The 12,357-nt window shown below is 69.8% G+C and carries 12 protein-coding genes; 8 read left to right on the forward strand and 4 right to left on the reverse strand.

Annotated elements, in window-relative coordinates:
• The first annotated feature begins 81 nt into the window (after positions 1-81).
• The 8 genes from sctJ to asnB all read left to right on the forward strand — a co-directional run bounded on the left by sctJ (position 82) and on the right by asnB (position 8,444).
• The gene (sctJ, locus tag ABIC50_RS18225) at positions 82-969 is read left to right on the forward strand and encodes a type III secretion system inner membrane ring lipoprotein SctJ (protein WP_041491499.1); all 888 of its coding nucleotides are present in this window, start codon (positions 82-84) and stop codon (positions 967-969) included.
• On the forward strand, positions 966-1,706 hold the full coding sequence (locus tag ABIC50_RS18230; protein ID WP_354165955.1) for a SctK family type III secretion system sorting platform protein: 741 nt from the start codon (positions 966-968) through the stop codon (positions 1,704-1,706). Before sctJ ends, ABIC50_RS18230 begins: the two co-directional genes overlap by 4 nt.
• Entirely contained in the window at positions 1,688-2,317 is a 630-nt protein-coding gene (sctL, locus tag ABIC50_RS18235; protein WP_012366489.1) for a type III secretion system stator protein SctL, read from the forward strand. Before ABIC50_RS18230 ends, sctL begins: the two co-directional genes overlap by 19 nt.
• The gene (gene sctN / locus ABIC50_RS18240) at positions 2,314-3,699 is read left to right on the forward strand and encodes a type III secretion system ATPase SctN (protein ID WP_105830409.1); all 1,386 of its coding nucleotides are present in this window, start codon (positions 2,314-2,316) and stop codon (positions 3,697-3,699) included. Before sctL ends, sctN begins: the two co-directional genes overlap by 4 nt.
• The gene (locus tag ABIC50_RS18245) at positions 3,692-4,372 is read left to right on the forward strand and encodes a hypothetical protein (RefSeq protein WP_354165958.1); all 681 of its coding nucleotides are present in this window, start codon (positions 3,692-3,694) and stop codon (positions 4,370-4,372) included. The genes sctN and ABIC50_RS18245 overlap by 8 nt, the downstream gene beginning before the upstream one ends.
• Positions 4,366-5,175: a type III secretion system export apparatus subunit SctT gene (sctT, locus tag ABIC50_RS18250; RefSeq protein ID WP_354165960.1), complete on the forward strand. Its 810-nt coding sequence runs from the start codon at positions 4,366-4,368 to the stop codon at positions 5,173-5,175. Before ABIC50_RS18245 ends, sctT begins: the two co-directional genes overlap by 7 nt.
• 24 nt (positions 5,176-5,199) lie before the next feature.
• Positions 5,200-6,231, forward strand: a complete 1,032-nt coding sequence (locus tag ABIC50_RS18255; protein WP_126225725.1) for an EscU/YscU/HrcU family type III secretion system export apparatus switch protein — start codon at positions 5,200-5,202, stop codon at positions 6,229-6,231.
• A 245-nt stretch (positions 6,232-6,476) separates the two neighbouring features.
• Positions 6,477-8,444 (forward strand): asparagine synthase (glutamine-hydrolyzing), encoded by a 1,968-nt coding sequence (asnB, locus tag ABIC50_RS18260; protein ID WP_175674387.1) that lies wholly within the window; start codon positions 6,477-6,479, stop codon positions 8,442-8,444.
• A 72-nt stretch (positions 8,445-8,516) separates the two neighbouring features.
• Here asnB and ABIC50_RS18265 read toward each other — a convergent pair whose 3' ends face one another.
• From ABIC50_RS18265 to ABIC50_RS18280, 4 genes are all read right to left on the reverse strand, one after another.
• On the reverse strand, positions 8,517-9,320 hold the full coding sequence (locus ABIC50_RS18265) for a lytic transglycosylase domain-containing protein (RefSeq protein WP_354165962.1): 804 nt from the start codon (positions 9,318-9,320) through the stop codon (positions 8,517-8,519).
• Entirely contained in the window at positions 9,317-9,991 is a 675-nt protein-coding gene (gene sctR / locus ABIC50_RS18270; protein WP_006755970.1) for a type III secretion system export apparatus subunit SctR, read from the reverse strand. Before sctR ends, ABIC50_RS18265 begins: the two co-directional genes overlap by 4 nt.
• 3 nt (positions 9,992-9,994) lie before the next feature.
• Positions 9,995-11,140, reverse strand: coding sequence for a type III secretion system cytoplasmic ring protein SctQ (gene sctQ / locus ABIC50_RS18275; protein WP_354165965.1), 1,146 nt, complete (start codon positions 11,138-11,140; stop codon positions 9,995-9,997).
• Positions 11,141-11,521: 381 nt separating this feature from the next.
• Entirely contained in the window at positions 11,522-11,920 is a 399-nt protein-coding gene (locus tag ABIC50_RS18280; RefSeq protein WP_006754334.1) for a winged helix-turn-helix domain-containing protein, read from the reverse strand.
• Between the last annotated feature and the right edge of the window lie 437 nt (positions 11,921-12,357).

Raw genomic sequence — 12,357 nt, forward strand, 5'->3', positions numbered from 1 at the left:
GGACGGGCCGGGCGCGAGGCATGGGACGACCCTGCGGTGCGTGTGCCTGAAACGGGCCGCGCGCCCTGAAGTGGACAAACGATGACGACGATCGATTCGACGCCGCGCATGCATGCGTGGCGCAGCCGGGCGGCGCGTGCGCTGCTCGCGGGGCTGCTCGCGCTGCTGGCCGGCTGCCAGAAGGAGCTTTACTCCGGCCTGTCGGAGCGCGACGCGAACCAGATGGTCGCCGTGCTCGGCGACGCGGGCATCAGCGCGTCGAAGGACAACGACGCGCGTGACACGTCGGATCGCAACGCGTGGCTCGTGAGCGTCGCCGACGGCGACATGCAGTCGGCGCTGACCGTGCTGCAGGCGAACGGGCTGCCGAAGCCTAGCTATGCGAGCCTCGGCGAGCTGTTCCAGAAGCAGGGGCTCGTCTCGACGCCGGCCGAGGAGCGCGTGCGCTATCTGTATGGTGTGTCGCAGGATCTGTCGCGCACGTTGCAGGACATCGAGGGCGTGGTGGTCGCACGCGTGCAGGTCGTGATTCCGGAGAACGATCCGCTCGCGGACAAGATCAAGCCGTCGTCGGCGGCCGTGTACATCCGCTACCGGCCGGGCGTGGACCTGCGCGCGATGGCGCCGATGGTCAAGGATCTCGTCGCGCACAGCATCGAGGGGCTGCAGTACGACAACGTATCGCTGTTCCTGCAGCCGGCCGCCGCGCGCACGACGCGCGTGGACGGCATCGGCAGCGCGGTGTCGGACATCCTGCGGCTGCGCTCGCCGCTGGGCTGGCTGGTGTTCGCGCTGATCCTGCTGACCTGCGCGGTGATCGCGCTGTCGGCCGCGCGGCGCGGAATGTTCGGCGCCCGGCTGGCCGGGCTGGTCGGCACGCCGCGCGGCGCGAACGGGGCCGGCGGCGGAGCCGCGCAGTCGGGCGGCGGCAGCCTGCGCACGCCGGATGGCGCGCGCGACGGCGCATGAGCGAGCCTCAGGCGTTGCCGCCGGGCGTCACGCCCGACGCCGCGTCGTCGCCGTGGCTGCACCCGATCGCGCCGCCGCCTGCCGGGCGGCGCGCGGCGTTTCACGCGCTCGTCTGCGAATTCAACCTGCGGCCCGACCGCTATCTGCACGTGACGCGCGTGCCGGCCGAGTGGCCTGCACGCTATCGCTCGCCCGACGCGTTCGGCCCGGCCGGCCGCAAACTGCTGGCCCGCCACCTGCTCGACGCGAACGGCGTGGCCGCGCACCACGACTTCGACGTCGCCAATCCGTGCGCGCGGCTCGCGCTGCTGCCCGGTGCGGCGCTCGAGCAGCTCGCGTCGTATGCGGGCCTGCTGCTGCATCGCGGCTGGCTGCGCGATGCGCTGACCGTGCGCCGCATCCGTGCGGAGGTCGCGGCGAAGCTCGGCGGCGATGCGCTGGAGCTCGCGCTCGAGCGCGCGCCGGAATTCGGCGCGCTCGCGGAAACGCTCGAACCGTGGCGTGCCGATCCGGCCGCGCTGCCGGTCGTGATCCGTGCACGCGGCGGCCGATTGCTCGCGGATTTCATCGGCGTGACGGGCGACGCGGTCGCGCGGCGCGTGCGCCTGAAATTCAACCGCGCGATCGATGACGAGGCGCCGTACTGGCTGAACCGCGCGCAGCGCGACCAGTTCGGCGAATTGCTGTTCCTGTTTCTGATTCCCGAGAGGCTTGCGTCATGGGACTGGCTTTTCTGATCACGAGCGACAACCTGCAGCTGCTGTCGGAGCGCAAGGTGCTCAAGGAGCGCGAATACGCGGCGCTGCTCGATGCGTCCGCGGTGATCGCGACCGCGCGCGACGAGGCCGCGCGCATCGTCGCCGACGCGCAGCGCGAATTCGACAAGCGCCAGGCGGCCGGCTACGACGAAGGCATGCGCCGCGCGCAGCGCGAGCATGCGGCGCAGACCTATACGCAGGCGCTGGCCGCCGCGCGCACGATGGAGTCGATGAAGGATTCGATGGCCGATATCGTCGTGAAGGCCGTGCGCGCGATCGTCGGCGAGATGCCCACGCAGAAGCTGTACGAGGCCGCGCTCGCGCGGATCGCGCCGCTCGTGCGCGACGAAGCGTTCCTGATCGTGAGGGTCGCGCCCGGCCGGCAGGACGAGATGCGCGACGCGCTCGAGCGCGCGTTCGCCGGCCAGTCGAACCGGCAACGGATCCGCATCGTCGAGGACGCGCAGCTCGAACGTCACGCGTGCACGGTCGAGACGCCGTCCGGACGCATCGACGCGAGCCTCGACCTGCAGATCGACGCGCTGCGCCAGGCGATCCGCCGCGACGCGCTGAAGGGCACGACGCGATGAATGCGCCGCTCGACGATCCGCAGCCGTTCGGTGGCGATAGCGACGACGATGCCGCGCCGTTCGATCGCGGCCGCCTCGTCGGCGACCTCGATGCGGGGCTCGCGTTCTTCTCGCCGGTGTCGGTGCAGGGCCGCGTCAATCATGCGGTCGGACAGATCCTCAACGCGACCGGCATCCGCGCGCGGCTCGGCGAAATCTGCGAGCTGCGCACGCCGAACCAGCCGACGCTGCTCGCCGAAGTGGTCGGTTTCTCGCGGCAGACCACCTTGCTCACGCCGCTCGGCGACGTGGCCGGCCTGTCGCCGGAGACGACCGTCGTGCCGTCGGGGCGCGAGCATGTGTTCCCGGTCGGCGAGGCGCTGTTCGGCCGCGTGCTCGACGGGCTCGGCCGGCCGCTCGACGATCGCGGGCCGGTGACGGGCGCCGCGTGGGTCTCGACGCAGCAGGACCCGCCCAATCCGCTCGCGCGCAAGATGATCGATACGCCGTTTCCGACCGGCGTGCGCGTGATCGACGGCCTGATGACGCTCGGCATCGGCCAGCGCGTCGGCATCTTCGCGCCGTCGGGTGTCGGCAAGAGCACGCTGCTCGGGATGATCGCGCGCGGCGCGCAGGCCGACGTGAACGTGATCGCGCTGGTCGGCGAACGCGGCCGCGAAGTGCGCGAGTTCATCGAGCACAGCCTGTCGCCGGAAGTGCGCGCGCGCTCGATCGTCGTCGTGTCGACGTCGGATCGTCCGGCGATGGAGCGCGTGAAATCCGCGCTGGTCGCGACCGCGATCGCCGAGCATTTCCGCGATGCGGGCAAGCGCGTGCTGCTGCTGGTCGACTCGCTCACGCGCTTCGCGCGCGCGCAGCGCGAGGTCGGCCTCGCGAGCGGCGAGCCGCCGACACGGCGCAGCTTTCCGCCGTCGACGTTCGCGGTGCTGCCGCGCCTGCTCGAACGCGCGGGGCAGGGCGCGACGGGATCGATCACAGCGCTGTATACGGTGCTCGTCGAAGGCGATGAGGAATCCGATCCGATCGCCGAGGAAGTGCGCTCGATCCTCGACGGCCACATCGTGCTGTCGCGCAAGATCGCGCTCGCGAACCGCTATCCGGCGATCGACGTGCTCGCGAGCCTGTCGCGCGTGATGCCGCTCGTCGCGAGCCGCGCGCATCAGCAGTCGGCCGCGCGCGTGCGCGAGCTGATCGCGAAATATCAGGAAATCGAGCTGCTCGTGCAGATCGGCGAGTATCGCGAGGGCAGCGACCGGCTCGGCGATCTCGCGCTGCGCGCGCGCGATGCGATCGGTGCGTTCTGCGCGCAGGGCTCGCACGAGGACGTGCGCTTCGACGCGCTGCTCGCGAAACTGACGAAACTCGCGAACGACCATGTCTGAAGCCGACGACCGCCTCGTGCTCGCGACACTCGCACGCCTGAAGCGCGTGCGCGAGATGCGCAGCCAGATCGCGCGCGTCGCGGCCGCGCGCCAGCAGGGCATCGCCGCGCAGAGCCGTCGCGCGCTCGACGCCGCGCACGCGCAGCTCGCGCAGCAGGTCGCCGCGAAGGCCGCGATCCAGACCCGGCTCGCCGACGACGTGCGCGAGGCGCGCGCGCTGCAGAACGCGGCGGCCGACACGCGCACGTTCGATCGTCATATCGGCGTCGCGAACGCGTCGGTCAGCGAGGCCACCCACGTGCATCGCGATCACGAGGCGACGCTCGCCGACCTGCAGCGCGCCGCGCGCAAGGCGAAGGCCGCCGAGGACAAGCTCGACAAGGCCGGCGAGAAGGCGCTGCAGGCCCGCGCGGCGCGGGTCGAGCGCGACGCCGACGAAGTCGCGGATGCGCACGCGGTGCGGCGCTTCGCGACGGCCGGCGTGTGGGCGGGCGACGCGGAAGGCCACGCAGCGGGGCAGCCGGACATGACCGCTGCGTTCGATGCGCAGATGAGGTCGCGACCAGCGGATGCGGAGGCAGACGCAAACGATGCGGCCGATTCGGTCGATTCGGCCGACTCTGCCGCCCCCGCCGACGACACCGCCCCCACGGCCGCGGAGCGCCGATGCTAGACCACGCGGCGAACTTCAACGACATCGCCGGCACGCTGCGCCCGCTCCTCTACGTGATGCCGCGCCTGCTGCCGATCATGTTCGTCGTGCCGGTGTTCAACGAGCAGATCATCACGGGCCTCGTGCGCAACGGGATCGCGGTCGTGATCGCCGCGTTCGTCGCGCCGGTGATCGACCCGGCCCAGGTCGCCGCGCTGCCGTTCCTGATGTGGTGCCTGCTCGTCGCGAAGGAGGCGGTGGTCGGCATGCTGCTCGCGGGCGCGTTCAGCGCGGTGCTGTTCGCGATCCAGGGCGTCGGCTACCTGATCGATTTCCAGACCGGCAGCGGCAGCGCCGCGTTCTTCGATCCGATGGGTGGCCACGAAGGCGGCCCAACGTCCGGATTCCTCAATTTCGTCGCGATCGCGCTGTTCGTCACGGCGGGCGGCCTGCAGGTGCTCGTGCAGCTGTTCGCGCAGTCGTATGCGTGGTGGCCGATCGGCTCGCTCGGCCCGGACTTCTCGTCGATGCTGGAGACCTTCGTCGTGCGGCAGACGGACACGATCTTCGAATGGATGGTGAAGCTCGCCGCGCCGGTGATCATCGTGCTGGTGCTCGTCGAGCTCGGCATCGGCCTGGTCGGGCGCGCGGTGCCGCAGCTGAACATCTTCGTGTTCGCGCAGCCGGTGAAGAGCGCGCTCGCGGTGCTGATGATGGTGCTGTTCCTGCCGGTGGTGTATGCGTCGCTGCATGCGCTGCTGAGCCCCGACAGCGGGCTGATGGCGCTGCTGCGCGCGCTGTTCGCCGTGCACGGCGGCGCGTGACGGCCCGCCGGAGCCGGAGCGACCATGGCCGAAAAGGACCAGAAGCCGACCGCGAAGCGCCTGCGCGACGCGCGCCAGAAAGGTGATGTGCCGAAGAGCGCGGAGACGATCTCGTCGGCATTCTTCGTCGGCGTGTGCGTCGCGCTCGCGGTGGGGCTCGGCACGCTGTTCGCGCGGCTGCAGGCGCTGTTCCGGCTCGTGTTCGACGCGGCCGGCGCGGCCGACCCGTCCGCGCGGCTCGCGGCGCTGATCGACGGCGCCGCGCGCGACTGGGCGATGCTGTCCGCGCAGATCGTCGCGGCCGGTTTGCTGGCTGGGTTGCTCGCGGGCTTCGTGCAGGTGGGCGGCGTGATGGCGTGGAGCCGGCTCGTGCCGCAGCTGTCGCGGCTCAATCCGGCCGAGGGGCTGAAGAACATGTGGTCGATGCGCAACCTCGTGAACCTCGCGAAGATGCTGCTGAAGACCGTGCTGCTGGCCGCGACGCTCGGCTGGCTGATCGTCGAGTCGCTCGACCCGTCGGTGCAGTCCGGCTTCACGCGGCCGATGTCGATTCTCGCGCTGATCGTGAAGCTGCTGATGCTGCTGTTCGGCTGGGCCGCGCTGATCTATATCGTGATGGCGCTGATCGACATCGTGCACCAGCGGCACGAATTCAATCAAAAGATGAAGATGTCGATCGAGGAAGTGCGCCGCGAGCACAAGGAAGACGAAGGCGATCCGCATATCGAGGCGAAGCGCAGGCAGCTCGCGCGCGAAGCGCAGTTCTCGTCGCTGCAGGACCGGATCGGCTTCGCGTCGGTGGTCGTCTATTCGTCGAGCGTCGCGGTCGCGCTCTACTACGGCGGGATCGGCACGCTGCCGTGGGTGCTTGCGCGCGGCGAGGGCGAGGCGGCCGAACGGATCGTGCGGCTCGCGCGCGACGCGTTGCGCCCGACGCTCGCGAACGCCGGCCTCGCGCACGCGCTATACGACAGCACTCCTGAAAAGGGCACGATCCAGCAGCAGCATTTCCGCGAGGTCGCGCAGTTGCTGAAGTGGGCGACGGGCGCTGCCTGACGCGGGTCGTGTATCGGGGGCCGGAACGCCGGCCTGCGCGTTTCGCTGCGATGTGGTCCTACTTCTCAGCCTGCCGGCCGCGCCCGCGGCACTTGACGCCGTTTTTTTTCCTGGTTCGTCTGACGTTCACCCATGAATTATTGCTGATTTATTTCTTCGTAATATGGCTCGACCGTCAGTGGGACGGCGGGCCGCGAAGTCGCGCCGCCGCTGACGGGACAGGTCAACAGGGGTAGACAAATCAAATGTGCGGAATCGACGGCTTTTTGAATAGCGTCGCCTTCGATGAGGAGACAGCGCGCGGGACACTCGCGCGAATGACGACGAGCCTTGCGCATCGCGGGCCGGACGGGCAGGGCCTCTGGGTCGACCCGGAAGCCGGGATCGCGCTCGGCCACCGCCGGCTGGCGATCGTCGATCTGTCGGTCCATGGCCGGCAGCCGATGGCATCCGCGTGCGGCCGCTACGTCATGGTCTTCAACGGCGAAATCTACAACCATCGCGAGTTGCGCGCGGAGCTCGAGCGCGCGGGTCGCGCACCGGCGTGGCGCGGCCACTCCGACAGCGAGGTGCTGATCGCGGCGATCGTCGCGTGGGGCGTCGAGGCGACGCTGCGGCGCGCGACCGGCATGTTCGCGTTCGCGCTGTGGAATCGCGCGTCGCGGGTGCTGACGCTCGCGCGCGACCGGATCGGCGAGAAGCCGCTCTACTACGGCCGGATCGGCGACGCACTGGTGTTCGCGTCGGAGTTGAAGGCGCTGCGCGGCTATCCGGGCTTCGACGGCACGATCGATCGCGACGCGCTGTGCCTGTACCTGCGCCAGTCGAGCGTGCCCGCGCCGCATACGATCTATCGCGGCATCAGCAAGCTGCCGCCGGGCACTTTCATCCAGTTCGAGCATGCGCGCGACACACCGCCCGTGCGCGCGTACTGGACGCTCGAGCAGGCGATCGAGGCGGGCCGCGAGCGGCCGTTCGAGGGCAACGCCGACGAGGCCGTCGGGCAACTCGATGCGATCCTGCGTCAGGCCGTCGCGCGGCAGATGGAAGCCGACGTGCCGCTCGGCGCGTTCCTGTCCGGCGGCATCGATTCGTCGGCGATCGTCGCGCTGATGCAGGCGCAGTCGACGAACCCCGTCGACACGTTCACGATCGGCTTTCACGAGGCCGGCTACGACGAGGCCGGCTATGCGAAGGCGGTCGCGCGCCATCTCGGCACGCGGCATACCGAACTCTACGTGACGGCCGACCATGCGCTCGGCGTCGTGCCGAAACTGCCGACGATCTACGACGAGCCGTTCGCCGATGCGTCGCAGATCCCGACCTTCCTCGTGTCGGAGCTGACGCGCCGGCACGTGAAGGTGAGCCTGTCCGGCGACGGCGGCGACGAGCTGTTCGGCGGCTATACGCGCTACTTCCTGACGCCGCGCCTGTGGCGCAAGCTGCATCGCGTGCCGGCGGCCGTGCGCGCACGGATCGCCGCCGCGCTGCACGCGCTGCGCCCCGATCATGCGGACCAGCTCGCGGCGGTCGCGCAGGGCGCGTGGAGCGGCGTGGAAGCGCGTGAATCGGCGTCCCGCATCGGCGACCGGCTGCACAAGCTCGGCCACGTGATGACGGCCGAGAGCCGGATCGGGCTGTACCGGCTGCTGATGTCGTCGGTGCATCATCCGGAGCGCATCGCGCTCGCCGGGAAGGAGCCGCCGACGCCGCTCGATACCGTTTCCGCGTGGCCCGCGCATCTGAGCTTCGCCGAGCAGGCGATGGCGATCGACACGCTCACGTACCTGCCGACCGACATCCTCGCGAAGGTCGACCGCGCCGCGATGGCCGTGAGCCTCGAGACGCGCATGCCGTTCCTCGATCATCACGTCGTCGAATTCGCGTGGCGCGTGCCCGCGTCGGTGCGTTTGCCGGAAGGGCAGTCGAAGGCGCTGCTGCGCCGGCTGCTGGACCAGTACGTGCCGTCGTCGCTGATCGACCGGCCGAAGCAGGGCTTCTGCGCGCCCGTCGATCACTGGCTGCGCGGCGCATTGCGCGACTGGGCGGACGCGCTGCTGCAGCCGTCGCGGCTGCGCGACGAGGGCTTCTTCGATGCGGCAGCGGTCGAGCGGCTGTGGCGGCAGCATCAGTCGGGCCGGATGAACTGGCAGCACCAGCTGTGGACGGTGCTGATGTTTCAGGCGTGGCTGGAGGCCCAGCGCGCCGCATGATGCGCGATGACGCGGCGTGCCGCGTCATGTCCTGCGTGTCACGCCGGGGTCACGCCTGTGTCGTGTCGCCGCTCACTGATCGAGACACCGCACGCACAGCCGCTTCGCCTGGCTTGCCGATAACCCGCGGCACATCATCACGACCGGTCGTGCATGGCACGACGGCGCGTCGGCCGATGCCGCGGGCGACGCGAGCCGGCGCGCATGTTCGGGCGGCGTGGTGGCGGCTGCATCCATGCGTCGCTGCCGCGCCGGCGGCGGCACGTCGCGCACCACCGGAATCGGCTCGACGCCGCCTTCGCGTGCGTTGCGCTGCGCGCTCGCGACGACCCGGCTCACATAGCCGCTCGAGAAACCGGTCGTGAAGTTGCCGCTGTAGTAGCACGACAGCGCCGCGCGCAACGCGGCCTGCGCGGGGCGGCCGGTGTTCGACGAACGCGCGAAGCATTCGGTCAGGATCGCGCCGCCCGCCCGCAGGTTGCGGCATGGCTCGAACATCGTCGTGTCGTCGAGGCCGTATTTCGCGAAATTGCGCTCGTTCACCTGCGCAAGGCCGACGCTGTAGCTGAAGCCGCGCGCGGCCAGCTCGCTCACGGTCGCGCGCGCTTCGTCGAGCGACACGGGCTGGCGCGTCAGATGGCCGCCGACCACGCCGATCGCATACGGATTGAAACCGGATTCGGTGCGCACCAGCGCGGCGAGCGTGTCGGGGTCGATATTCGGCGCGCAGGCGCGCGCGAGCTGCGCGAAGCCCGCGGCGCTGCCGGCCGCGTGCGCGCTGCGCGGCTGCAGGCCCAACCATACGAGCGCCAGTGCGAGCGTCGTGACCAGCGCGCACAGGCTCGCAACGGCGGAGCGCGGGCCGCGCGCGTTCATCCCGCCCCCGCCACGCGGTACGACAGCACGAGCCCGTGCACGAGCAGCGACCAGCCGTCGAGCGCGACGAACAGCAGCAGCTTGAACGGCACCGAGATCGTCGTCGGCGAGATCATCTGCATCCCGAGCGCGAGCAGGATGTTCGCGACCAGCAGGTCGACGACGATGAACACGATATAGATCACGAAGCCGATCTGGAACGCCTTGGTCAGCTCGGCGAGCGTGAAGCTCGGCACCAGCACGAGCAGGTCGTCGTCCTTGATGCCGTCCGCGCGATTCTTCGGCCAGACCGACGTCGCGGTGCGCACGAAGAATTCGCGGTCGCGCTGCCGCGTATGCGACACCAGGAAATCCTTGATCGGCGGCAGCGCGGCATCGGCGAGTACGCCGATATCGGAAGTCGACAGTTGTCCGGAGGCATCGAAGTGGCGAGACTGCAGCGCGTCGCGGATCGACATCCCGACCGGCGCCATGATGAACAGCGACAGGATCAGCGCGATGCCGTTCAGTACGAGGTTCGGCGGCACCTGCTGGATGCCGAGCGCGGAGCGCAGCAGGCCGAGCACGACCACGAGCTTCGTATAGCTCGTCACCATCAGCGCCGCGAACGGCGCGATGCCGAGCGCGGCGATCACCGCGATCAGCGCGACCGGATTCGGCAGGTTGCCCATCGTTCAGCGCTCGCGCGGCGCGGGCTGCGTCAGCGTGACGACGCGCACGCCGAGCTTCTGGCCGACCGCGATCAGCTGGCCGGTGCCGATCAGCATCCCGTTCGCGACGAGATGGATCACGCTCTGGTTGATCCCTTGCTGCAGTTCGATCACCGCGCCGGGCTGCAGCGTGCCGAGCTCGCCGAGCGGGATCGACGTGGGCGGCAACTCGAAACGGAGGTCGACCGCGAGGCTGTCGAGCGAGCGCGGCGCATCGTCGGCCGATGCGTCGTGCGTGGTCGCGGTCGGGGTATCGGTGCGGGTCGGTTCCAAAGGCATCTCCCTGATTCGTTCGACGGTCAGCCGGTTGCCCGACGGCCGTCCGGTGATTTCCCACGCCGGCGCGGCCGGCACCCGTGCGACGCACAGCAGGTTCTGCTCGTGCGCGCGCCAGTGCTCGATCGCGATGATGTCGCCGCCGACGACGTCGGCCAGCTCGGCCATCGTCAGCTCGGTCCGGCCGATCTCGAACACCAGCGGCACCGGCAGGCCCGCATACGCGGCGCGCGTATCGGCTCGCGTGGCCGCGGGCGTCGCGAAGAACACCGCGAGCGCGTCCGGCGCATCGAACAGCAGCGCGCCATGGCAGCGCCACGCGCCGTCGGCGCGCCGCAGCTCGAAGCGCAGTGCGGCCGGCGCGGTGCGCCATGCGGGCACGCTCTCGGGCGGCGGCAGCAATTCCACGCGCTGCCGCGTCGCGGCCTGCAGCGCGGCGGCGAGCGGCGCGGCGAGATCGGCGAGCAGCGCCGCGCGGATCACGGCCGGCACGGCCGGGTCGGCTGCGTCGCCGAGCCACTCGTTTTCCGCGAGCGGATCGATCCACAGCGTGCCGGCGGCCGGGCCGATGACGAAGCGGTACGCATGCGCGTCGGCGGCAGGTTCGGCGTCGACGCGCCAGCGCACCTCGTACGCGTGTTCGCCGAGCATGACCGGAACCGCGGCCGTCGTGCCGTACGCATGCGACAGCCCGCGCGCAGCGGCGGCGGACAGGCGCGGCAGATAGGGCGACGCGTCGAGCGCGACCGCGGCGGCGGCCGGGGTGGCGGCGGCGGGCGGAGCCCGGTTCGCGGCGTCGCCGGCGTCGGCATTCGTCAGGGACAGCGCAGGCACGGCGGGATCAGGGCGGATTCGGCGTTGGTTCGACAGGTTGTTGTGGCCGGCGGCGCCGGGGCGCGCGGCTGCTGCGTCGATTGTAGGGACGGCGCCGGGCGTGTGCCGTGCCGGAATCCGTAGTCGTACGTGTGCGGTGGGCGCGCGGGCGGCGGTGAGCTACGAAGCGTGTTGCGCGGCGGCGTGGCCGTGCGCGGCGTCGCCCGCGCAAATGCGGCCGCCGCCCCCGGGGGCGGCGGTAGTGGCGTTTCGTTTTGTTTTACGGCGAGGAGGCGCGCGTGCCGGGCCGCGAGGCGCTGCATGCTGCACGCGCGGCGCGCAAGGAAGAGAAACCTTGCCGGCGCGCCGCGCGATGGCGGCGCGCGGGTGAGCCGCTATGCGTTACGCGTAGTCGGCGGCCAGCGCCGACTGCGGCGCGGCGCGCAGGATCGGCGCCGCGTCGTGGCGCTCGACGTGCGTCATGGCCGCGCCGAACAGCACCAGCCGATAGCCGACCGCATAGATCGGGATGATCCGCAGGTTCTTGTCGTGATCGAGCTGCAGCTTCGAACGGATGCGCGAGATATGGGTGTCGAGCGTGCGCGACGACACGCCGAGCTCGCGGCCCCAGACCGCTTCCTGGATCGCCTGCCGCGGCACGATCTTGTTCATGTTGTCGAGCAGGAATTCGACGACATCGAATTCGCGCGGCGTGACGTCGACGATTTTGTTGTCGATTTCGATCGTGCGGCGCACGAAGTTGATTTTTATGTTGTCGATGTACAGGTATTTGCAATCCATGGTGGCCCTCGCATGTCCGTAAAGGAGTGTTTGCGGGTCATGTACCGCAACTTCCGGGCCAGGGAGGGCATGTGGGGCAGCGACGGACGGTGGGAGCGGAGCGGGCGGCCCGCCGGCGTTGAATCTAAAAGAATTTTTAACGCGGGACGCGTGGCGGGGTCGAGAAGGGCCCGGCCAATATTGAAGGATTGTTACGTAGCATCGCGCGGGAACGTTACGGGCGTTACGGGCGGCGTAACGTGGGGATGAGCCGATGGCGAGGTCGCCGGAGTGCAGTGTGGCGCTGCCCAAGTGGGGGGCAAAATAAACGCGACACGGAACCCTACATTCAACCCAACTCAATGATCGAGAAATCTTATATAAATCATGCATATAAGTCGCTATAATTGGCGACATCAAACCCTACATTCAACCCTACATTCAACCCTACATTCAAC

This window comes from Burkholderia sp. 567, assembly GCF_040545115.1.
GTDB lineage: Bacteria > Pseudomonadota > Gammaproteobacteria > Burkholderiales > Burkholderiaceae > Burkholderia > Burkholderia ambifaria.